The 22,193-nt window shown below is 71.4% G+C and carries 18 protein-coding genes; 5 read left to right on the top strand and 13 right to left on the bottom strand.

All coding sequences use genetic code 11. From position 1 onward, the window contains the following. Positions 1–13 precede the first annotated feature (13 nt). Positions 14–2,374, bottom strand: coding sequence for an Rne/Rng family ribonuclease (locus tag NFX31_RS07280; protein WP_262957084.1), 2,361 nt, complete (start codon positions 2,372–2,374; stop codon positions 14–16). Positions 2,375–2,636: 262 nt separating this feature from the next. On the opposite strand from NFX31_RS07280, the gene NFX31_RS07275 reads away from it, so the two are divergent. Next, complete coding sequence (locus NFX31_RS07275) at positions 2,637–3,263, top strand: vitamin K epoxide reductase family protein (protein WP_045252281.1); 627 nt, start codon at positions 2,637–2,639, stop codon at positions 3,261–3,263. A 74-nt stretch (positions 3,264–3,337) separates the two neighbouring features. Here the strand turns inward: NFX31_RS07275 and ndk are convergent, their stop codons facing one another. Genes ndk through ileS form a run of 4 tightly spaced genes read right to left on the bottom strand, consistent with a single transcriptional unit; the run spans position 3,338 to position 8,868 of the window. Beyond that, the gene (ndk, locus tag NFX31_RS07270; RefSeq protein WP_045252282.1) at positions 3,338–3,754 is read right to left on the bottom strand and encodes a nucleoside-diphosphate kinase; all 417 of its coding nucleotides are present in this window, start codon (positions 3,752–3,754) and stop codon (positions 3,338–3,340) included. 1 nt (position 3,755) lies between these two features. Then, the gene (locus NFX31_RS07265; protein WP_374703405.1) at positions 3,756–4,184 is read right to left on the bottom strand and encodes a DUF4233 domain-containing protein; all 429 of its coding nucleotides are present in this window, start codon (positions 4,182–4,184) and stop codon (positions 3,756–3,758) included. Continuing rightward, the gene (locus NFX31_RS07260) at positions 4,181–5,536 is read right to left on the bottom strand and encodes a bifunctional folylpolyglutamate synthase/dihydrofolate synthase (RefSeq protein ID WP_262957083.1); all 1,356 of its coding nucleotides are present in this window, start codon (positions 5,534–5,536) and stop codon (positions 4,181–4,183) included. Before NFX31_RS07260 ends, NFX31_RS07265 begins: the two co-directional genes overlap by 4 nt. Continuing rightward, on the bottom strand, positions 5,533–8,868 hold the full coding sequence (ileS, locus tag NFX31_RS07255; RefSeq protein WP_262957082.1) for an isoleucine--tRNA ligase: 3,336 nt from the start codon (positions 8,866–8,868) through the stop codon (positions 5,533–5,535). Before ileS ends, NFX31_RS07260 begins: the two co-directional genes overlap by 4 nt. A 430-nt stretch (positions 8,869–9,298) precedes the next feature. Between ileS and NFX31_RS07250 the strand changes: the two genes are divergently transcribed. Further along, positions 9,299–9,943, top strand: coding sequence for a pentapeptide repeat-containing protein (locus tag NFX31_RS07250; protein WP_262957081.1), 645 nt, complete (start codon positions 9,299–9,301; stop codon positions 9,941–9,943). On the opposite strand, the gene NFX31_RS07245 is transcribed toward NFX31_RS07250, so the two are convergent. Genes NFX31_RS07245 through NFX31_RS07230 form a run of 4 tightly spaced genes read right to left on the bottom strand, consistent with a single transcriptional unit; the run spans position 9,940 to position 14,864 of the window. Then, a complete protein-coding gene (locus NFX31_RS07245; RefSeq protein ID WP_045252287.1) occupies positions 9,940–11,463 on the bottom strand; it encodes an ATP-binding cassette domain-containing protein in 1,524 nt (507 codons plus the stop codon). The two genes, NFX31_RS07250 and NFX31_RS07245, sit on opposite strands and share 4 nt — an antisense overlap. Then, positions 11,460–12,272, bottom strand: coding sequence for an ABC transporter permease (locus NFX31_RS07240; RefSeq protein ID WP_091475877.1), 813 nt, complete (start codon positions 12,270–12,272; stop codon positions 11,460–11,462). The genes NFX31_RS07245 and NFX31_RS07240 overlap by 4 nt, the downstream gene beginning before the upstream one ends. Then, positions 12,269–13,240 (bottom strand): ABC transporter permease, encoded by a 972-nt coding sequence (locus NFX31_RS07235; RefSeq protein WP_091475872.1) that lies wholly within the window; start codon positions 13,238–13,240, stop codon positions 12,269–12,271. The genes NFX31_RS07240 and NFX31_RS07235 overlap by 4 nt, the downstream gene beginning before the upstream one ends. A 4-nt stretch (positions 13,241–13,244) precedes the next feature. Continuing rightward, positions 13,245–14,864 (bottom strand): ABC transporter substrate-binding protein, encoded by a 1,620-nt coding sequence (locus NFX31_RS07230; RefSeq protein WP_262957080.1) that lies wholly within the window; start codon positions 14,862–14,864, stop codon positions 13,245–13,247. A 164-nt stretch (positions 14,865–15,028) separates the two neighbouring features. On the opposite strand from NFX31_RS07230, the gene valS reads away from it, so the two are divergent. After that, positions 15,029–17,650 carry a valine--tRNA ligase gene (valS, locus tag NFX31_RS07225; protein WP_262957079.1) on the top strand — a complete coding sequence of 874 codons (2,622 nt, stop codon included), beginning with the start codon at positions 15,029–15,031 and terminating at the stop codon, positions 17,648–17,650. Then, the gene (locus NFX31_RS07220) at positions 17,650–17,910 is read left to right on the top strand and encodes a hypothetical protein (protein WP_262957078.1); all 261 of its coding nucleotides are present in this window, start codon (positions 17,650–17,652) and stop codon (positions 17,908–17,910) included. Before valS ends, NFX31_RS07220 begins: the two co-directional genes overlap by 1 nt. A 28-nt stretch (positions 17,911–17,938) precedes the next feature. Here NFX31_RS07220 and NFX31_RS07215 read toward each other — a convergent pair whose 3' ends face one another. The 4 genes from NFX31_RS07215 to tdh all read right to left on the bottom strand — a co-directional run bounded on the left by NFX31_RS07215 (position 17,939) and on the right by tdh (position 21,188). Further along, on the bottom strand, positions 17,939–18,157 hold the full coding sequence (locus NFX31_RS07215; RefSeq protein ID WP_262957077.1) for a hypothetical protein: 219 nt from the start codon (positions 18,155–18,157) through the stop codon (positions 17,939–17,941). Further along, positions 18,154–18,810 carry an ArsR/SmtB family transcription factor gene (locus tag NFX31_RS07210; protein WP_262957076.1) on the bottom strand — a complete coding sequence of 219 codons (657 nt, stop codon included), beginning with the start codon at positions 18,808–18,810 and terminating at the stop codon, positions 18,154–18,156. Before NFX31_RS07210 ends, NFX31_RS07215 begins: the two co-directional genes overlap by 4 nt. 147 nt (positions 18,811–18,957) lie before the next feature. Next, the gene (locus NFX31_RS07205; protein WP_045252295.1) at positions 18,958–20,136 is read right to left on the bottom strand and encodes a glycine C-acetyltransferase; all 1,179 of its coding nucleotides are present in this window, start codon (positions 20,134–20,136) and stop codon (positions 18,958–18,960) included. Positions 20,137–20,144: 8 nt separating this feature from the next. Continuing rightward, entirely contained in the window at positions 20,145–21,188 is a 1,044-nt protein-coding gene (gene tdh / locus NFX31_RS07200) for an L-threonine 3-dehydrogenase (protein WP_045252296.1), read from the bottom strand. An 87-nt stretch (positions 21,189–21,275) separates the two neighbouring features. Between tdh and NFX31_RS07195 the strand changes: the two genes are divergently transcribed. Further along, on the top strand, positions 21,276–22,178 hold the full coding sequence (locus NFX31_RS07195; protein WP_262957075.1) for a LysR family transcriptional regulator: 903 nt from the start codon (positions 21,276–21,278) through the stop codon (positions 22,176–22,178). The last annotated feature ends 15 nt before the right edge of the window (positions 22,179–22,193 follow it).

The raw sequence follows: 22,193 nt of genomic DNA, 5'->3' as shown, positions 1-22,193 counted from the left end.
GTCTGGGTGCCGGTCAGCCCTGCTCGCGCGGCGGCGCAGCCTCGGTCGTGTGCACGACGGCGGTGCCCGCGGAGAGGCCCGCCGTGCTCACCCGGCGTCGGTTGCGGCCCTGGCCGGGCGCCTTGGGCTCGGGCAGCGCGTCCAGCACGGAGTCGAGCAGCTGCTCGGTCTCGGTGCGCGGCGCCTTGGCGCGGTCGGATCCGCGCTTCTTGCGCTGCTTCTTGGGCCGCTCGGCGACGGGAGCCTCCGCGGCGACGTCCTCGGACGCGTCGGCCGGGGCGGGGGCCTCACCGGCGGGTCGGGTCGAGGCGGCGATCTGGGCGAGCGCCGACTTCGCGCCCTCCGGGATGCTGTGCGTGCCTCCGTTCGCCGGCGCCGCCGGGGCGGACGGCGGGTTGCCGCCGTTGGAGGATCCGCCGTTGGAGGATCCGCCGCGCTGACGACGGTTGGAGCTCTGCTGGGGGGCGGCCGCACGGTGCTTCACGACGGGGTCGTGGTGCACGATCACGCCACGCCCCGCGCACACCTCGCACGGCTCGCTGAAGGTCTCCAGCAGGCCGAGGCCGAGCTTCTTGCGCGTCATCTGCACGAGGCCGAGCGAGGTGACCTCGGCGACCTGGTGCTTGGTGCGGTCGCGGCTCAGGCACTCGACGAGGCGTCGCAGCACGAGGTCGCGGTTGGACTCGAGCACCATGTCGATGAAGTCGACGACGATGATGCCGCCGATGTCGCGCAGGCGCAGCTGACGGACGATCTCCTCCGCCGCCTCGAGGTTGTTCTTGGTGACGGTCTCCTCGAGGTTTCCGCCCGATCCGACGAACTTGCCGGTGTTGACGTCGACGACCGTCATCGCCTCGGTGCGGTCGATCACGAGGGATCCGCCGGAGGGCAGCCAGACCTTGCGATCCAGGGCCTTCTCGATCTGCTCCGTCACGCGGTACGCGTCGAACGGGTCGCGCTCGTCCTCGTAGGCCTCGACCCGGTCGAGCAGATCGGGGGCGACGCTCTCCAGGTACGACCGGATGGTCCGCCCGGCGTCGGCGCCCTGGATGCGCATGCGGGTGAAGTCCTCGTTGAAGACGTCACGGACGATCTTGACGAGCAGATCCGGCTCCGCGTGCAGCAGTGCAGGAGCCTGCTGGGTCTCGACCTGCTTCTGGATGTAGCTCCACTGCGCGGTGAGGCGCTGCACGTCGTTGGTGAGCTGCTCCTCGGTCGCACCCTCGGCCGCGGTGCGCACGATGACGCCGCTGGACTCGGGGAGCACCTCCTTGAGGATGCGCTTCAGGCGCGCACGCTCGGTGTCCGGGAGCTTGCGCGAGATGCCGTTCATGGAGCCGTTCGGCACGTACACCAGGTAGCGGCCGGGCAGCGAGATCTGGCTCGTCAGACGGGCGCCCTTGTGCCCGACCGGATCCTTCGTGACCTGCACGAGCACGCGGTCGCCGGCCTTGAGGGCGAGCTCGATGCGTCGCGGCTGGTTGCCGGTCTCGACGCCGTCCCAGTCGACCTCTCCGGAGTACAGCACCGCGTTGCGGCCGCGGCCGATGTCGACGAACGCCGCCTCCATGCTCGGGAGCACGTTCTGGACCCGGCCGAGGTACACGTTGCCGATGAGCGACGCGTCCTGGTTGCGGGCGACGTAGTGCTCCACGAGCACGTTGTCCTCGAGCACGGCGATCTGGGTGCGACCGTTCTTGGAGCGCACGATCATCTCGCGGTCGACAGCCTCGCGGCGAGCGAGGAACTCCGCCTCGGTGACGACCGGGCGGCGGCGACCGGCGTCCCGGCCGTCGCGGCGGCGCTGCTTCTTGGCCTCGAGACGGGTGGATCCCTTGATCGCCTTGGGCTCGGTGATGTACTCGACCACGCGCTGACGCTGACGCGGCTCGCCGCCCTCGCCGCGGCCACGGGCGCGACGGTCGTCGCTCTCCCGGCTCTCCCGCGTGCGCGCCGGAAGCGGCACGATCGTGGGCGCGTAGAAGTGCAGCTGGGTGGACACCCGCGACACGAACACCTCGGGGATCAGCCCCAGGCTCACCGCGGTGACCGCCTCGGGCTCGGTCGGCGCCTGCGGCGCGGCCTCGGCCGCAGCGTCCGCGGCGGGCTCGGTGCTCGCCTCGGAGGATGCGCCGTCGGCGGCCTCGGGCTCGGCCGGGACAGCCGCCACCTCAGGCTCGGCCGGGGTCTCGGCGACCTCGGACTCGGCCGGGGCCTCCGCAGCCTCAGGCTGCGCCGGTGCGACCTCGTCGGTTGCGGACTGCACAGCCTCGACGGCGTCCTCCCCCGTCGTCCGCTCTGCGGAGTCGAGCGCTACCGGCAGCAGCGCGTCGAGGTCGAGGGTAGGGGTGTTGTCATTGTTCTCGTCGGCCATCTCTGGCGTACTCCCTGCACGACGGCCCTGCCGTCGTGAATTCTCTCGTGCGGTGCGCTCGGCCCCGCGAACTCAATCGGTCTGCGATCGGCGTGTGCTCTGATCGCTGGAGGCCGGAGCCCCCGAAGTCTGTATCCGTCGTCCGCCGTCCTGGCGGTGCGACCCGTCCATTATCGCACCATCTGCGCGGGATGCCTGCCTCGACGCGAACGGATGCGCGCCCGTGCATCCCGCACAGAGGGGCGACTGCCATAATCGCGACATGTCTGCACAGCGCAACCTCTCGGGCCACCGCCCCGTCGGCTACGCCATCTGGCTCATCGTGGCGAGCGTGGTCGGGTGGTGGGCGGCGTTCCAGCTCACCCTCGACAAGCTCGAGGTCCTGGCCCACCCCAAGGCGGCCCTGGGCTGCGACATCAGCGCCTTCGTGCAGTGCGGGGCGAACCTGGAGTCGTGGCAGGGATCGGTGTTCGGCTTCCCGAACCCGCTCATCGGACTCACCGGGTGGATGGCACCGCTCGTGGTCGGCGTCGCGATCCTCGCGGGTGCCCGCTTCCCGCGCTGGTTCTGGGCTCTGTTCGGTCTCGGCATCACGGGCGCCTTCGTGTTCATCGCCTGGCTGATCGGGCAGAGCTTCTTCGCACTGCACACCCTGTGCCCCTGGTGCGGACTCACGTACATCGTCGTGATCCCCACCTTCCTCGCCACGATCCAGCAGCTGTTCGCGAACGGCACATTCCCGATCAGCCGCAGCGCGCAGGAGACGGCCCGCAAGCTCGGAGTCTGGGTGCCGCTGGCCTCGATCCTCGCCTTCGCCGTCGTCGTGGTGCTCGCGCAGTCCGCAGGGGTCGACCTCGTCGGCGAGGTCGTCCGCCTCGTGCGCGGCTGACCCGCACCGACGCAGAACGCCCTGCCGGCCCTTCAAGAGCGAAGGAGCGGCAGGGCGTTCTGCGTGTCGGCGACTCAGCCGAACCAGATGCCGAGCTCGCGCGCGGCGGACTCGGGCGAGTCGGAGCCGTGCACGAGGTTCTGCTGGACCTTGAGGCCCCAGTCCCGGCCGAAGTCGCCGCGGATCGTGCCGGGCGCTGCGGTGGTGGGGTCGGTCGTGCCGGCCAGCGAGCGGAATCCCTCGATGACGCGGTTGCCGGCGAGACGGATCGCGACGGAGGGACCCGAGAGCATGAACTCGAGCAGCGGCTCGTAGAAGGGCTTGCCCTCGTGCTCGGCGTAGTGCGCGGCGAGGAGGTCGCGGTCCGGCTCCACCAGGCGGATGTCGACGAGCGCATAGCCCTTGGACTCGATGCGGGCGAGGATCGCGCCGGTGAGGCCGCGAGCGACGCCGTCGGGCTTGACCAGGACGAGGGTCTCTTCGGTGGGCATGTCAGTCACTCTCTGTCGGATGAGCGGGGGCTGAGGGATGTGCGGCCGCGGCGCGGTCGGCGCGGCCGCCGACGATCATCGCGTAGGTCCACATGCCGCCGAAGACGATCGCGACCAGACCGATCGCGGGCACCAGGAAGGCGGACAGCAGGACGATGACCTGCAGGATCCATCCCATCACGATTCCGGCCCGGCTGCCCATCAGGCCGGCGGCGACGATCATCGCCAGCGCGACGACCGCGCCGCCCACGATGCCCCACCAGGGCTCGATGTCGGGCCCCAGGGCCTTGAGCCCGAAGACGGTCAGGCCGGCCAGTCCCACGACGACGGCCTCGAACACGAGCACGATCGATCCGAGCTTCTGGGCGAGCCCGCGGGGCGCACGGGCGCGCCGGCCCGCCGGCCGACGACCCTGCGGCGCGCCCGTCACGCCCGCCATCCGCTCTTCCAGTCCTCGTCCTCGGCGAGGGCGATCGCCTCACCGGCGAGCACGACGGATCCGGCGATGATGACGGCGCGGCGATCCGCCGACGCCGCCCACTCGCGGGCCGCGTCGGCCGCCTCGGCGAGCGCCGGGTGCACGGTCGCCCGCCCTCCCGCGCGCTCGACGAGATCGGCCAGTGCGTCCGGATCGCTGGCGCGATCCGAATCGGGCGCTGTCGCGAACACGTGCTCGACGGCCGGCAGCAGGATCTGCACGATGCCCGCCGCGTCCTTGTCGCCGAGCACGCCGAGCACGAGCCCCCACTCGTCGAAGTCGAAGCTGTCCTTCAGAGCCGCGGCGAGCGCCCTGGCGCCGTGCGGGTTGTGCGCGGCATCGACGATCACGGTCGGCGCGACGCCGAGCAGCTGCAGGCGCCCCGGCGAGGTCGCGCCCTGCAGGCCCTCGGCCAGCACGTCGCCGACGATGGCGCGCTGCGCCCCGCCGATGAGCGATTCGACCGCCGCGATCGCGAGCGCGGCGTTGAAGCCCTGGTGCTCGCCGTACAGCGGCAGGTACTCCTCGCGGTACTCGCCGGCGAGCCCGCGCACGGTGATCTGCTGCCCGCCGACCGCGAGCCGCTGCTCGACGAGCGCGAAGTCCTGCCCTTCGAACGCGATGGAGGCGTCCCGCTCGGCCGCCGCACGGCGCAGCACGGCCTCGGCCTCCGGCGCCTGCCGCGAGGAGACGACGGCCGCGCCGTCCTTGATGATGCCGGCCTTGACCTCGGCGATCTTCTCGATCGTGTCGCCGAGCCGGTCCGCGTGATCCAGGTCGATGGGCGTGAACACCGCCACGTCGCCGTCGGCGGTGTTCGTCGAGTCCCAGGATCCGCCCATGCCGACCTCGAGCACGAGCACGTCGACCGGGGCGTCGGCGCAGGCGACGAACGCGAGCACCGTCAGCAGCTCGAAGAACGTCAGGGGCGCATCCCCGGCCGCGTCGAGCTCGGCGTCGACGATCCCCACGAAGGGCTCGATCTCCTCCCAGGCGTCGGCGACGGCGGCGTCGGCGATCGGCTCGCCGTCGATCATGATCCGCTCCGTGAAGCGCTCCAGGTGCGGACTCGTGAACAGTCCGGTGCGCAGGCCGTGCGCGCGCAGCAGGCTCTCGATCATCCGCGCGGTCGACGTCTTGCCGTTCGTGCCGGTGAGATGCACGACGCGGTACGTCTTCTGCGGGTCGTCGAGGAGCTCGAGCAGGCGCGCGGTGCGCTCCTTGCGGGGCTGCACCCACCGCTCCCCCGCGCGCTCCAGCAGCGCGGCGTACACGGCGTCAGCGCGTTCGCGATCATCGCTCACGATGCGTCTCCGATCCGGCTCACGGCGACGGAGAACCCGCCGCGGTTGGCGTAGGTGCCCGCGGCGATGTCCGCCACGAACTCGGCCACGGCGAAGTCCGCCCCCGCCTCGAGGACGACCGCCTCGACGGCGAGCGTCTCCTCGGCGACCCCGGCGGCGTCGAACGCGCTGCGGACCGCCGTGGCGTCGTCCGCGTCGTCGAAGCGCAGCTGCAGCCGGATCCGGTCGCTCACGTCGAAGTCGGCGTTCTTGCGGGTGTCCTGCACGGCGCGGATCACGTCGCGCGCGAGGCCCTCGGCCTCGAGCTCGGGCGTCGTCGCGGTGTCGAGCAGCACGAAGCCGCCCGTCGGCACGACGGCGAGCGCCTCGCCCTCGGGCCGCCCCGTGGTCTCCAGCGCGAGCTCGTACTCGTGCGGCTCCAGCGCGATCCCGTCGGCGGTCACCACGCCGCCCTCCTCGGTCCAGAAGCCGTCCTTCGCGGCGCGGATCACCCGCTGCACGTCCTTGCCGAGCCGCGGACCCGCCGCGCGGGCGTTGACGCTGAGGCGGTGGCTGATGCCGTACTCCGCGGCGGTGCCCTCGCCCTGGGCGACCAGCTCGACCGCCTTGACGTTGAGCTCGTCGCGGAGGATGTCCTCGAACGGCGCCAGCGCCGCGGCCTGCGGGGTGACCACGGTGAAACGGGCCAGTGGCAGCCGCACCCGCAGCTTCTCCTTCTTGCGCAGCGCGTTGCCGACGCTGGAGAGCTCGCGCACCGCGTCCATCGCGTCGCGCACGTCGTCCGCATGCGGGAACAGCTCGGCATCCGGCCAGTCGGCCAGGTGCACGCTGCGCCCGCCGGTGAGCCCCTGCCAGACGCGCTCGCCGACCAGCGGCACGAGTGGCGCCGCGACGCGCGTCAGCGTCTCCAGCACCGTGTAGAGCGTGTCGAACGCCTCGGTCGTCGTGGGGTCGGACGGGTCGACGCCCACCCAGAACCGATCCCGGGAACGGCGGATGTACCAGTTCGTCAGCACCTCGGCGAAGTCGCGCAGGCGCGAGGCCGCCGTGGTCGAGTCGAGGCCCTCGAGGTCCTCCTGCACGCCGCGCACGAGATCGCCGGTGCGGGCGAGGATGTACCGGTCCAGCACGTCGGTCGAGTCGGTGCGCCAGCGCGCCTCGTACCCGGAGCCGTCGGGACCGCCCGCCGCGTTCGCGTAGGTGGCGAAGAAGTACCAGGAGTTCCACAGCGGCAGGATGAACTCGCGCACGCCGGCGCGGATCCCCTCCTCCGTCACGGACAGGTTGCCGCCGCGCAGCACGGAGCTCGACATCAGGAACCAGCGCATGGCGTCGGATCCGTCCCGGTCGAACACCTCGGAGACGTCGGGATAGTTGCGCAGGGACTTCGACATCTTGTAGCCGTCGGAGCCCAGCACGATGCCGTGGCAGCTCACACCCGTGAACGCCGGGCGGTCGAACAGCGCCGTCGACAGCACATGCATGAGGTAGAACCACCCACGCGTCTGGCCGATGTACTCGACGATGAAGTCGGCCGGCGAGTGCGAGTCGAACCACTCCTGGTTCTCGAACGGGTAGTGCACCTGCGCGAACGGCATGGATCCCGAGTCGAACCACACGTCGAAGACGTCCTCGATGCGGCGCATCGTGCTCCGCCCCGTGGGGTCGTCGGGGTTCGGCCGGGTCAGCTCGTCGATGTACGGGCGGTGCAGGTCGACCTCGCCCTCCGCATTGCGCGGAAGGCGCCCGAAGTCGCGCTCGAGCTCTTCGAGCGAGCCGTAGGCGTCGACGCGCGGGTGCTCGGGGTCGTCGCTCTTCCAGATCGGGATCGGGGATCCCCAGTAGCGGTTACGGCTGATCGACCAGTCGCGCGCGCCCTCGAGCCACTTGCCGAACTGGCCGTGCTTGACGTTCTCCGGCACCCAGGTGATCTGCTCGTTGTTCGCGAGCATCTCGTCCTTGAAGTCGGTGACGCGGACGAACCAGCTCGAGACGGCCTTGTAGATGAGGGGGTTCCGGCAGCGCCAGCAGTGCGGGTACGAGTGCAGGTAGCTCTGCAGCCGCAGCAGCCGTCCGGACGCACGGAGCAGCCGCACGAGCGGCGTGTTCGCGTCCATCCACAGCTCGCCCGCGACATCGGTCACCTGCGGCAGGAAGCGTCCTCCCTCATCGAGCGAGAGGATCGTCGGGATCCCGGCGGCGCCGGCGACGCGCTGGTCGTCCTCGCCGTACGCGGGCGCCTGGTGCACGATCCCGGTTCCGTCGCTCGTGGTGACGTAGTCGTCGACGAGGATCTGCCAGGCGTTCTCCGTGCCCCAGGTCGCGGTGTCGGCGTAGTAGTCGAAGAGGCGCTCGTAGGTCACGCCGCCGAGCTCCGCTCCGGTCACCGTCTGCTGCACCGCGGCGAGCGCGTCCTCCGCGCTCTCGTAGCCGAGGTCCTTGGCGTAGCCGCCCAGGAGGTCGCGGGCCAGCAGGAAGCGGTCGCCCTGCGCACCCTCGGCCGCTCCGTTCGGCCCGGCCGGGACGACGGCGTACGCGATCTCCGGCCCCACGGCGAGCGCGAGGTTGGTCGGCAGGGTCCACGGCGTGGTGGTCCAGGCCAGGGCGCGCACGCCTCCGAGGCACAGGGAGGCCGCCTTCTCCCCGGTGAGCGGGAAGCTCACGGTGACGGACGGATCCTGGCGCTCCTTGTAGACGTCGTCGTCCATGCGCAGCTCGTGCGCCGAGAGCGGGGTCTCGTCGCGCCAGCAGTACGGCAGCACGCGGTACCCCTCGTAGGCGAGGCCCTTCTCGTAGAGCGTCTTGAACGCCCAGAGCACGCTCTCCATGTAGCTCAGGTCGAGCGTCTTGTACCCGCGCTCGAAGTCGACCCAGCGCGCCTGCCGGGTGACGTAGTCCTGCCACTCGTGCGTGTACGCGAGCACCGAGTCGCGCGCCTTCGCGTTGAAGACGTCGATGCCCATCTGCTCGATCTCGTCCTTCTCGGTGATCCCGAGCTGCTTCATCGCCTCGAGCTCGGCCGGCAGGCCGTGCGTGTCCCACCCGAACACGCGATCGACCTTCTTGCCCCGCATGGTCTGGAAGCGCGGGAACAGATCCTTCGCGTAGCCGGTGAGCAGGTGACCGTAGTGGGGCAGGCCGTTGGCGAACGGCGGGCCGTCGTAGAAGACCCATTCCTCTGCGCCCTCGCGCTGCGCGATCGACGCGCGGAACGTGTCGTCGGCCTCCCAGAACGCGAGCACCTCGCGCTCGATCTCGGGGAAGCGCGGGCTCGGGGTCACGGCGGCCGGGCCGAAGGAGGATCCGGTGGGAGAGGTGCGCGGGTAGGTCATCGTGTCTCGCAGTGTCGGTGGCGGATGCTGCTCGCGGGGACGATCCCGTGCTGCGTCGAGCCGAGGACCGCGGTACCACCCTGCGTTGCTCTCGGCCTGCGCCGAGAACCACTCTCACTGCGGCTGTGACGGGCCTGCCCCGCTCGGTTCTACTGACTCCCTCGCTCAGCCGGCTGCGCCTGCGCTGAGCGTGTCGAAGCGTTCTTCCGAGAGCTCCCCGGTGATGGCCGGATCGATGCTCGTGCGCCCAGTCTACGTCCTCCCGGGGCGACCGCGATCAGGCGGATCGCCCCCGGACGAGGAGATCCCGCGCGGATCCGCCTTCTGCCGGTCGATCCGCCTCCTGCGGAGCGTCGTCGCGGAGCCCGGTGCCGCACTGCGGCCACGCCGGCCGGGTACGGCTGTCGGCGGGCCGCCGTAGGGTCGTGGCATGGCCCGCAGCACCGAACGCCCCCTGCCACCCCGCGTCTCGCCCCCGGACCTGCCGGAGGAGCTCGCCGAGGCCGAGGGCCGCCGGCACGGCGATCACCTGGGCCAGCGGATCCCGCTCGCCGAGGATCTCGCGCACGCGCAGTTCGAGCAGTGCGTGCTGTGCGGCTCCGCGGACCGGGTCGACCTCACCGGCGCGACCCTGCTCGACGTCGAGATCGCCGACGCCAGGACCCCCGTGCTGTCGCTCCGGGACGCGACGATCCGGCGGCTGCGCATCGCCGGAGGCCGGATCGGCACGCTGGATCTCTCCGGCGCGCACGTCGCCGAGCTGATCCTCGAGCACGCCCGCGTCGACTACCTCTCCCTCGCCGCGGCCAGGGTCCAGGACTCCCTCATCGCCGACTGCACCGTGGTGACGCTGGATCTCCCCTCCGCCACGATGACCCGGGTGCGGTTCGAGCGCAGCAGGGTCGACGAGGTCGACACCCGCGGTCTGCGTGCCGATTCCCTGGATCTGCGCGGGCTCGACGCCCTGGCGTTCCTCGATGTGACGGCTCTGCGCGGCGCCACGCTGACCGGCCGTCAGGTGGAGTCGCTCGCCTCCGTGTTCGCGCAGGCCGCCGGCATCGACGTGCAGGACTAGTCGAGCCCGGAGGCGGCGACCAGCTCCCGGGTGAACGGGTGCTGCGGATCGCGGAGCACGGCGGCGGACGGTCCCTGCTCGACGATCGCGCCGTCCTGCATGACGAGCACGTCCTCCGCCGCGGCGGCGACGACCGCGAGGTCGTGCGAGATCAGCACCATGGTCAGGCCGCGCTCGCGCTGCAGACGGTCCAGCAGCGCGAGGATCCGTGCGCGCACGGTCGCGTCGAGGGCGGACACCGGCTCGTCGAGCACGAGGACCTCCGGATCCGCGGCGAGAGCGCGGGCGATCGCCGCACGCTGGCGCTGCCCTCCGGAGAGCTCCGCCGGGCGCCGCGCGGCGAGCCCTGGGTCGAGGTCGACCTCGCGCAGCAGCGCCGCCACGCGCTCCCGGCGCACCGTGCGGGGCGCGCCTCCCGCGGCGAGCGCCTCGCGCAGCGAGCGTCCGATCGTCCAGCGCGGGTCGAACGCGCCGAGCGGGTTCTGGTGCACGAGCTGGATCCTGGGCCGCGTGCCCCCGGCCCACGCGATGACGCCGTCGTCCGCGCGCTCGACGCCGATGAGGATGCGGGCGAGGGTGGTCTTACCCGATCCCGACTCCCCCACGATGCCCAGGGTGCGCCCGTGTCGCAGTGAGAACGCGACGTCCCGCAGCACCGGCCGGTCGAAGCGCTTGCGCAGCCCTGTCACGGTGGCGAGCACCTCGGCGTCGTCCCCGTCGAGCGCTCGCGGCGTCGGCGCCGCGGCGCGCACCAGCTCCCGGGTGTAGTCCTCCCTGGGCGCGGCGAGCAGCTGCGCCGCCGTCCCCTGCTCCACGACGCGGCCGCCGCGCAGCACCACGACCCGGTCGGCGATCCTGCGCACCGCGGCCATGTCGTGGCTCACCAGCACCACGGCGGTGCCCGCGTCCGTGATGAGACGGAGCAGGGCGAGCACGCGGGCCTGCACCGTCGCGTCGAGCGCGGTCGTCGGCTCGTCGGCGATCAGCAGCGCGGGATCCCCCGCGAGAGCGCTCGCGATCAGCGCGCGCTGACGCAGCCCGCCGGAGAGCTCGTGCGGGCGCTGCCGTGCGCGTCGGAGCGGATCCGGCATCGCGACATCCGTCAGGAGCTCCTGCACACGCGCGCTGCGCTCGGCGCGGGTGAGGCGCGCGTGGATCTCGAGGGGTTCTGCGACCTCGGCGCCGATGCGGCGCAGCGGATCGAGCGACACCAGCGCGTCCTGCGAGACGAGGGCGACCCGGGTTCCGCGCAGCGCGCGCCAGGCGCGGTCCGGCAGCGCCCTCGCGTCCACCCCGCCCACGTCGAGCGTCGCCGCCGACACCGCCGCGCCGACCGGACTGAGCCCGAGCAGTGCCCGCACGGTGAGGGATTTGCCCGCGCCGGACTCGCCCACGAGAGCGACGCACTCGCCGGGCGCGACCTCGAACGACACGTCGTCGACCAGCGCACGTCCGCCGATCGCGATCCGCAGGTCCGCCACGCGCAGCGCGGGACGGATGCCGGACAGTGCACCGCTCATCCGCGCCTCCCTTCTGCGCGGGCGCGCAGAGTACGCCCGAGGAAGGTCGCCGAGAGCACCGTGAGCATGATCGCGACGCCGGGGAAGACGGCGATCCACCAGGCCTGCCCCAGCACGTTGCGCCCGCCGGCGAGCATGAGACCCCACTCCGGCGCGGGCTCCGTCGGACCCAGGCCGAGGAAGCTGAGCCCTGCGGCCGCGAGGATGCTGGATCCGAGGCCGATCGTGGCGAGCACGCTGAGCGAGCCCAGGACGCCGGGGGCGACGTGGCGGCGGAACGCGGTGAAGGCGCCCACGCCGAGGATCCGCGCTGCTTCGACGTGCTCAGCCCGGCGCAGCACCTGGGTCTGGGCGCGCGCGAGGCGCACGTACACGGGGATCGCGGCGAGGGTCACGCCGATCGCCACGTTCGCCGTACCCGGACCGAGGATCGCCACCACCACGAGCGCCAGCAGGAACTCCGGGAACGCCATGAGCACGTCGTTGGTGCGCATGAGCGCGACGTCCACCACCCGGGGGGCGATACCTGCCGCCGATCCCACGAGCAGGCCTGTGACGAGGGCGAGCACGGTCGCGAGCAGGCCGATCCCGAGCGAGCGCCCCGCGCCGTGCACGACGCGCGCGTACACGTCGCGCCCGCTCTGATCCGTGCCGAACGGATGCCCGGGGCCGGGCGGGAGCAGTGCGTCGCGCACATGGGTCTGCACCGGATCCGCAGGGGCGAGCAGACCGGGTGCGAGGGCCGCGAGCACGACGAGGGCCAGCACGAGCAGCGCGAGGACGAGCAGTGCTCGCCGAAGGGCCGTCATTCCACCTCCTCCGGGCGTGCGAGCGCCGGGACCGCCGGCACGCGCGCACCGCGCAGACGCGGATCCAGGAACGGCGCCGCGAGCTCCACGGCGGTGTTCACGACGACGAACACCAGCGCGCTGAACAGGATGATTCCGGTCACGACCGGCAGGTCGCGGCCGGTGATCGCCGCGAGCGTGACCCGGCCGAGGCCCGGGCGTGCGAACACCGTCTCCACCAGCACCGCCCCGCCGAGCAGGGAGCCCACAAGGTAGGCGCTGAGGGTGAGCGCGCCGATCGAGCCATGGCGCAGCGTGTGCCGCAGGGTGAGCCGGGCGTGGTCGGCCCCGCGCGCACGGACGGTCAGAGCCCACGGCTGGCGCTCCGCCGCCTCCACCCCGTCGCGGACCACCTGCCCGAGCAGCGCCGCGACGGGCAGCGCGAGCGTCAGCGCCGGGAGCACCAGGCTCGCACCGGTACGGCTGCCGGCGACGGGGAACCAGCCCAGACCGAACGCGAAGACGGTGAGCAGCAGCAGCCCGATCCAGAACACCGGCGACGAGAGCACGATCAGCTCGCCCGTCGCGATCAGCCCGCGCGCGAACGGCCGGCGCGCGAGGAGCACCCCGGCGAAGGCGAGCAGCACCGCGATGGCCAGCGCCAGGCCGGTCAGCTGCAGCGTCGCGCCGAGCTGGCGACCGATCACCTCGCTCACCGGCAGCCGCAGCTGATACGAGGTGCCGAGGTCTCCGCGCAGCAGATCCCCGAGCATCGACAGGTACTGCTGCCAGAGCGGGCGGTCCAGCCCGAGGTCGGCGCGGATCCGGTCCTTCACCGCCTCACCGACCTGCGCCTGGGGCCCGAGCATGACGCTCACGGGGTCGCCGGGAAGCACTCGGAAGGCGAGGAAGGACAGCGTCGCGGCGCCCCACAGCACCAGCGCGATCGACAGCGCGATGCCGCCGAGCCGGCGCAGCAGGGGCCGCATGCGACTACTTGACGCTGGTGCCGAAGAACAGCGGACGGCCGTAGATGTCGAAGGTCAGGCCCGACACCCGCTCCCCCACCGCCGTGATCGCCGAGGTGACGTAGAGCGGCACGATCGCATCCTGCTCGGCATTCCACTCCTGGACCTGCGCGTAGACCTTCGCGCGCGCGGCGTCATCGGTCGTGGCGATGCCGTCCTTGAGGAGCTGGTCGAGCCTCGGGTCGCTCACCGAGGACGCGTTCTGGAAGCCGTCCGTGGCCAGGTGCGGACGCAGCAGGTCGGGGTCGACGCCGGAGAAGTCCCAGTCGGTGATGTCGAAGGTCTTCGGTCCGTACTTGGCGTTGTAGGCGCCGGGCTCGAGCGTCTCGCGCGTGATCTCGAAGCCGACCGCCTTGAGGTCGGACTGCACGGCGTTCGCGAGGGCGGCGTGATCGTCCGAGACCGGGGTCCAGGCGATCCAGTTCGCCGTGAGACGGTGGCCGTCCTTCATGCGGACGCCGTCGGCGCCGCGCTGGGTCCAGCCGGCCTCGTCGAGCAGGGCGTTCGCGCGGTCCTTGTCGAACGGCCAGCTCTTCTCGAGGCCCTTGTCGTACCCCGGGGTGGTCGGCCCGAGGATGCTCCACGCGCGGGGGAACTGACCGAAGAAGATCTTGTCCACGGCCGTGTCGACGTCGATCGCGCGCGTGAACGCCTCGCGCACCTTCTGATCGGAGAACACCCCGTTCTTCTCGTTGAGGAACAGCGAGTACGGGAGCCCCGGAACCCGCACCGAGGTCACGGCCGCCTTCCCCTTGACCTGGGAGACGAGATTCGGCGGCAGCTGCGACGCGAGGTCGATCTCCCCCGAGGTGACGGACCCGCTGCGCACCGAGGCCTCCGGCAGGATCTGCACGCGCAGCGTCGTGAACTCCGGCGCCTTCATGCCCTCCGGCGCCCAGGAGTACTTCGCGTTGCGGGTGTACACGATCTCCTGGTCCGGCGTGTAGGACGAGATCCGGAACGGGCCGGTGCCGACGGTGACGCCCTTGCCGCCCGCCGCGAGGTCGGCCGCGTTCTCCTTGAGCACCTTGGGAGCGTAGAAGCCGAGCTGCGCCGTGCTCGCGGCCTGCAGGAAGGGCGCGTACGGCTGCGAGAAGGTGACCTTCACGGTCGTCGGGTCGATCACCTCGGTGCCCTTGTACAGCTCCCCGCCGAGCATGCTCGCCGCCTGCGCGGACTTGGTGGCCGGATCGGCGATCCGATCGAAGTTGGCCTTGACCGCCGCCGCGTCGAACTTCTCGCCGTCCGTGAAGGTCACGTCGTCGCGCAGGTGGAAGGTGTACGCGGTCCCGTCCTCGGAGACCTCCCACTTCTTCGCCAGCCAGGGGACGAAGGATCCGTCGGGCTTCTGGAACACGAGCGAGTCCAGCACCGCCCGCTGCACCATCGCGGTCACGTCGAGCTGGCTGGTCTGCGGATCCATCTTCCCCGCCGACAGGAGGCTGCCGTCGACGCCCCAGACGAGCTCGCCGTTCGCGTCGGAGGACGCCGCGCCGGACGACCCGGAGCAGGCGCTCAGCGCGAGCGCGGCGGCCGCGGCGAGCGCGGCGAGGGGCAGGATTCGACGCCGGAGCGGAGAAGGCATGGGGGTTCCTCGGGAGTGCTGTGTGCGGGACACTCCAGGCTACCGGTTTGTGGACAGAGTGGATCTATCGGGGACGGCGACGCGGGGCCCGGCCGGTAGACTGTCGGCACACCCCACACTCAGGCACGCTCACACGGTGCCGCACACATCGCACGAGGAGATCCATGTCGTCGTTGAACGCGATTCCCGACAAGCCCGCGCTGGAAGGCCTCGAAGCGAAGTGGGGTGAGCGCTGGTCGACGGACGGCACGTTCCTGTTCGACCGGATCCGCGCCGCGCAGAGCGGTCGGGACGGCGTCTTCTCGATCGACACCCCGCCGCCCACCGCGAGCGGCAGCCTGCACATCGGGCATGTGTTCAGCTACACGCACACCGACATCAAGGCGCGTTTCGAGCGCATGCGCGGCAAGAACGTGTTCTACCCGATGGGCTGGGACGACAACGGCCTGCCCACCGAGCGCCGCGTGCAGAACTACTACGGCGTGCGCTGCGACCCGTCGCTCCCCTACGACCCCGATTTCACCCCGCCCTTCGAGGGCGGCGACAACAAGTCCTCCCGCGCCGCCGACCAGCTCCCGATCAGCCGTCGCAACTTCATCGAGCTCTGCGAGAAGCTCACCGAGGAGGACGAGAAGCACTTCGAGGCGCTGTTCCGCCAGCTCGGCCTCAGCGTGGACTGGACGCAGACCTACCGCACGATCTCCGACGAGTCGATCCGCCAGAGCCAGCTCGCCTTCCTGCGCAACCTGGAGCGCGGCGAGGCGTACCAGTCGCTCGCCCCGACGCTGTGGGATGTGGACTTCCGCTCCGCGATCGCTCAGGCCGAGCTCGAGGACCGCGACCAGCAGGCCTCGTACCACACGATCGACTTCCCCTTCGCGGACGGCTCAGGGCACATCACCATCGAGACGACGCGACCGGAGCTGCTGCCCGCCTGCGTGGCGATCGTGACGCACCCCGAAGGCCCGCACAAGCACCTCATCGGCACCAAGGTGCGCACTCCGTTCTTCGACGCGGACATCGAGATCCACGGCCACCACCTCGCCCAGCCCGACAAGGGCACGGGTGCGGCCATGGTCTGCACCTTCGGCGACGTGACCGACATCGTGTGGTGGCGCGAGCTGCGCACGACCGACGGCCGCGACCTGCCGAACATGACCACGATCGGCCTGGACGGCCGCTTCCTGCCCGATGCCCCGGCCTCGGTGACGGACGCGGACGCCGCGGCCTGGTACGGGGAGAACATGGCGGGCAAGACGGTGTTCTCCGCCCGCAAGGCCCTCGTGGAGAAGCTGCAGGAGACGGGCGCGATGACCGCCGTCGGCAAGCCGTTCAACCACGCCGTGAAGTTCTTCGAGAAGGGCGACCGGCCGCTCGAGATCGTCTCCACGCGCCAGTGGTACATCCGCAACGGCGCGCGCGACGCCGAGCTCCGCGAGCAGCTGCTCGCGAACGGCGCCGAGCTGAGCTGGCACCCGGAGTTCATGCGCGTCCGCTACGAGAACTGGGTGGGCGGCCTGACCGGCGACTGGCTCGTCTCGCGGCAGCGCTTCTTCGGCGTGCCGATCCCGCTCTGGTACGCCCTCGACGAGAACGGCGAGCGCGACTACGACCGCGTGCTCACCCCGGATCTCGCGTCGCTGCCGATCGACCCCACCTCCGACGTGCCTGCGGGCTACACCGCGGAGCAGCGCGGCGTGCCGGGCGGCTTCGACGCGGAGGCGGACATCCTGGACACCTGGGCCACCTCCTCGCTCACCCCGCAGCTCGCGGGGGGCTGGGAGCGCGACGCCGAGCTGTGGGATCTCGTCTCGCCGATGGATCTGCGTCCGCAGGGCCAGGACATCATCCGCACCTGGCTGTTCTCGACCATGCTGCGCTCGACCCTCGAAGACGGGCGCACGCCGTGGCGCAACGCGGCGATCAGCGGCTTCATCGTCGATCCCGACCGCAAGAAGATGTCGAAGTCGAAGGGCAACGTCGTCACCCCGGCGGACATCCTCGACGCACACGGATCCGACGCCGTGCGGTACTGGTCGGCGTCCAGCCGCCTCGGGGCCGATGCCGCGTTCGACCCGCAGAACCCGACGCAGGTGAAGATCGGCCGCCGCCTGGCCATCAAGATCCTCAACGCGGCCAAGTTCGTGCTGTCGTTCCCCGTGCCGGAGGGCGCCGAGATCACCCACGCCCTGGACGCGTCGATGCTCGCCACCCTCGACGAGGTGATCCGCGACGCGACGGCGGCGTTCGAGAACTACGACCAGGCCCGGGCGCTCGAGATCACCGAGGCGTTCTTCTGGACGTTCTGCGACGACTACCTCGAGCTCGTCAAGGAGCGCGCCTACGACCGGACGAACGTGGGTCAGGCCTCCGCCGCCCTCGCCCTGCGCCTCGCCCTCTCCGCGCTGCTGCGCCTGCTCGCGCCCATCGTGTCGTTCGCGACCGAGGAGGCGTGGAGCTGGTTCGAGGACGGCTCGGTGCACACGGCGGCCTGGCCCGAGCCGCTCGGTCCGCTGCCCGGTTCGGCCGAGGCCGGGGACCCGGCGATCCTCGCGACGGCGAGCAAGGCCCTGATCGGCATCCGCCGCGCGAAGACCGAAGCCAAGGCCTCGCAGAAGACCCCGGTGTCCTCGGCCACGATCAGCGCGCCCGTCGCCGACATCGCCGCCCTCCAGGCGGCGGCCGACGACCTGCGCGCCGTGGGCCGCATCGCCGAGCTCGCCTTCGCGGAGGCGGACGATCTCGCCGTCACGGCCATCGAGCTGGCGCCCATCGAGGGGGCGTGATGCAGCTCGGCACGCGCTGGGCCGCGGGTTCCGAGCCGCCGGCTTCGGTCCCCGCGGCGCTGCGCCCGGCGATCGCCGAGGCGGAGGCGCTCAGCGTGGCCGGCGGCACCCTGAGCCTGCAGACCGGGGCCTTGAACGTGCTGCGCGGCACCTGGACGCTCACCTGGCTGGAGGGCCGGCCGATCGCCGAGCTCGACACGGGGTGGGAAGTGCTGCGCACCGCCTCCGGCGAAGTCGTCGTCCGGCCCTTCGGGGACTGACCTCCCGACGGCCCCGGTCGGCGCGTCCTCAGCGCGAGCGCGAGCCGATCATCTGCAGCGCATGCTCGAGCAGGTAGGGATCGGACCGGCGCGACTGCTGCTCCCGCAGCAGGTCGAGCGCCAGCAGCCGGCGCTCGGCGCGGCGCTCGATGCGCCGGCGCACCCGCATGGTGATCGCGTCGGCGACACGAAGTCCCGTCCGCTCGACGAAGGTGGGCGCGGCGATGTGCAGCGTGGCGGCGGTCATGACAGCTCCTCGGTCTCAGTGGTGCGGAGGGCGACGGCGCCCTCGGGGCGTCCGTCGGGAAGATCGAACAGGTCGGCACGGACGGTGACCCGTCGCACTCCGGGACCGGTCTGTCCCCGGTAGCGCTGCACGGCCGCCTCGACGAGGGCGTCGATCTGCTGCGCCAGCTCCTGCAGCTGCGGCGCGGTCATGTCGAGCATCGTCGTCATGTGATGCGCCGCGTCGCGCCACTCCTGGGGCACCTCCGACTGGGGGCGGTGCAGGTGATCCATGAGGCGCTGGTGCCGGTTGCGGAAGAACTCGTCCTCGACGATCTGCGCGGCCGCCCGGCCCGAGGGCGTCATCTCGTCGTTGGGTCCGGAGAACGACATCCGGCCGCGCGGGCGCTCCCACCAGCGCTCGCGCGCCGTGCCCCGCCCCGCGACTTCGCGGATCAGATCGCGGGCGGCGAGTGCGCGCAGGTGGTAGCTGGTGACGCCCGAGCTCTCCCCGATCAGCGCGGCGAGCGAGCTCGCGGTCTGCGGGCCGCGTTCGGCGAGCAGATCCAGGATCCTGACCCGCAGCGGATGCGCGAGCGCCTTCAGAGCACTCGCATCGAGGGTGCGCATCTCATCCGTCGCGGTCTCCTGCGCGGGGTTCTCGTTCGCGGTCATGATGCAAAGATAGCTTTGCACGCATCTCTTTGCAAGAGTTTCTTTGCATCCACGTTGTCTGCGCGATGCGCGGAGGACGCAGAGCAGCGCCCCTCCGGTCGCCGTCGCCGAGTGGCGCGGATCGGAGGGGCGCTGCGAACAGAACGATCAGGCGGCAGCGGCGCGCGCCGCCACGAATGCCGCGACGCAGCGCTCCACCTGCTCCGCGGTGTGCGCCGCGGACAGCTGCACGCGGATGCGCGCCAGGCCCCGAGGCACCACGGGGAAGCTGAACGCGGTGACGTAGACGCCCTGCTTCTGCATCTCCGCGGCGATGCGTGCCGTCAGCGCCGCGTCGCCGAACATCACGGGCACGATCGGGTGCTCGCCGGGCAGCAGCTCGAAGCCCTCCTCCGTCATCCGGCGGCGGAACAGCGCGGCGTTGGACTGCAGCTCGGCGCGGAGCGACCCCGATCCCTCCACGAGGTCCAGGGCCTGCAGCGTCCCGGCGACGATCGACGGGGCGAGCGTGTTCGAGAACAGGTACGGACGCGCGCGCTGGCGCAGCAGCGCCACGATGTCGCGGTGCCCTGCGACATAGCCGCCGCTCGCGCCGCCGAGCGCCTTGCCGAACGTTCCCGTATAGATGTCGATGCGCCCCTCGACGCCGCACAGCTCAGGCGTGCCGCGGCCGTGCTCCCCGATGAAGCCCACCGCGTGCGAATCGTCCACGAACACGAGGGCGTCATAGCGCTCCGCGAGATCGCAGATGTCGGCGAGGGGCGCGATGTAGCCGTCCATCGAGAACACGCCATCGGTGACGATCACGCGGAACCGCGCGTCCGCGGCGGCCTTGAGCTGCTCCTCCAGGTCCGCCATGTCGCGGTTGCGGTAGCGCAGGCGGCGCGCCTTCGACAGCCGGATGCCGTCGATGATCGACGCGTGGTTGAGCTCATCCGAGATGATCGCGTCCTCGGCCGTGAACAGGGTCTCGAAGACCCCGCCGTTCGCATCGAAGCACGACGAGAACAGGATCGCGTCATCGGTGCCGAGGAAGCCCGACAGACGCCGCTCCAGCTCGAGGTGCTGCTCCTGCGTCCCGCAGATGAAGCGGACGCTGGCGAGACCGTATCCCCAGTCGTCGAGGGCTCCCTTCGCCGCGGCGACAAGGCGGTCGTCGTCCGCGAGGCCGAGGTAGTTGTTCGCGCAGAAGTTGAGCACCTCGGCGCCGTCGGCGATGATCTCCGCCCGCTGCGGACCGCGGATCCCGCGCTCGTGCTTGGTGAGGCCCGCCTCGTCGATCCCGGCGAGCTCCGCCGCCAGGTGCTGCTGGAATGCTCCGTACATCGTGTCTCCTACAGTTCGGTCCAGTCGAGGATGATCTTGCCGGTGCCGGCCGAGGCCGCCGCCGCGAAGCCCTTCTCCCACTCGCGGGCGGGCAGCACCTCCGCGATGATGCGGGAGATCGACTCGCGCAGCACGGGGCTGGTCTGCAGCATCGCGCCCATCGCGTTCCAGGTCTCGAACATCTCACGCCCGTAGATGCCCTTGACCGTGAGCATATGGGTGACGATCTTGCCCCAGTCGACGCCGAACGGGCCGGTGGGCAGTCCCAGCATCGCGATCCGCCCGCCGTGGTTCATGTTGTCGATCATCGCGGGGAGTGCACTCGGCGCCCCGCTCATCTCGAAGCCGATGTCGAAGCCCTCGCGCATGCCGAGTGCACGCTGCGCATCCCGGATGTCCTCCCGGGACACGTCGACGACCGCGTCCGCGCCCATCTGCCGGGCGAGCTCGAGGCGGGGCGCGCTCACGTCCGTCGCGGCGATGAAGCGCGCGCCCACGTGCCGCGCGATCGCGATCGCCATGAGGCCGATCGGGCCGCAGCCGGTGACCAGCACGTCTTCACCGACGAGCGGGAACGCGAGCGCCGTGTGCACTGCATTGCCGAGGGGATCGAAGATCGCGCCCAGCTCCGGGGTCACGTCGGAGTGATGCACCCAGACGTTGGTGGCGGGCAGCGTGAGGTACTCGGCGTAGGCGCCGTCGCGCTGCACGCCGAGTCCGATGGTGCGGATGCACATCTGGCGGCGACCGGCCCGGCAGTTGCGGCACATGCCGCACACGATGTGCCCTTCGCCCGAGACCCGGTTGCCCACCGCGATGTCGTGAACGAGGGGGCCGACCTCGACCACCTCGCCGTAGAACTCGTGACCGGGGATCAGCGGCGCCTTCACCGCGGACGCCGCCCAGTCGTCCCAGCGCTGGATGTGCAGGTCGGTGCCGCAGATGCCGGTACGCAGCACGCGGATGACCACCTCGTCGGGTCCGGCCACGGGGTCCGGCCTGTCGACGAGCTCGAGGCCCGCGTGCGGGCCGTCCTTGTAGAGAGCCTTCATGCTTCGATCCCACCGCGAACAACCCTGTAGATCAATCCCTACCTTCTGGAGTAACCATTAAGCATCGCTACATGCTTGAATGATCATATGCAGTTGCAGCAGCTCCAGATCCTGCGCGAGCTGGGCGCTCTCGGCAGCGTGACCGCCGTCGCCGAGGCGCTGCGGGTGACGCCGTCGGCGGTGTCCCAGCAGCTTGCCGCGCTGCAGCGCGGCGTCCGCGCCCCGCTGACCAGGAAGCAGGGGCGCACGCTCGTGCTCACCCCCGCCGGTGAGGCCCTCGCGGAGGCGGGCGCCGCCGCGCTCGACGCCATGGCGGCTGCCCGATCCGCCGTCGACGAGTTCGAGGCGGCCAAGGGCGGCGTGGTGACGATCAGCGGCTTCCTGAGCGCGGCCCAGGCGCTGTTCGGACCGCTTCTGCGCGAGCTCGGATCCGGTCCGGACGTCCCCGCGATCCGCTTCACCGACGAGGACGTGGCGCAGAGCGACTTCCCGGCTCTCACGGCGCGCTACGACCTCGTCCTGGCCCACCGCATGGAGCACAGCCCGCCGTGGCCGAAGACCGGCATCCGCGTGCTCACCCTCGCCGCCGAGCCCCTGGACGTGGCGCTGTCCCCGGAGCATCCGCTCGCGCAGCGCGCGTCGCTGCAGCCGTCCGACGTCGTGGGCGAGCGCTGGGTGACGAGCCGCGCCGGGTACTCCCCCGACGACGTGCTGCGCACGATCTCCGCGATCACGAACCGTCCGGCGGAGATCGTGCACCGCATCAACGACTACGGCGTCGCCGCCTCGGTGATCGCGACCGGCGACGTGATCGGCGTGCTCCCCCGCTACACGTCGCCGGGCACCGACGCCGTGGTGCGGCGCCCGCTGCAGTACGTCAGCACGAACCGGATGATCGACGTCCTCGCGCGCCCGGAGAACCTGCGTCGTCGCTCCGTACGGCTCACCGCGGAGGCGCTCGGCCGGGTGATGACGCGACTCGCCCGCTGACGGCGGAAACCTGCT

It is taken from the genome of Microbacterium azadirachtae, from assembly GCF_025583665.1.
Classification (GTDB): Bacteria; Actinomycetota; Actinomycetes; order Actinomycetales; family Microbacteriaceae; genus Microbacterium; species Microbacterium azadirachtae.
Note: the sequence above shows the minus strand (reverse complement) of the source record. Positions and strands in the feature narration are given on the sequence as shown.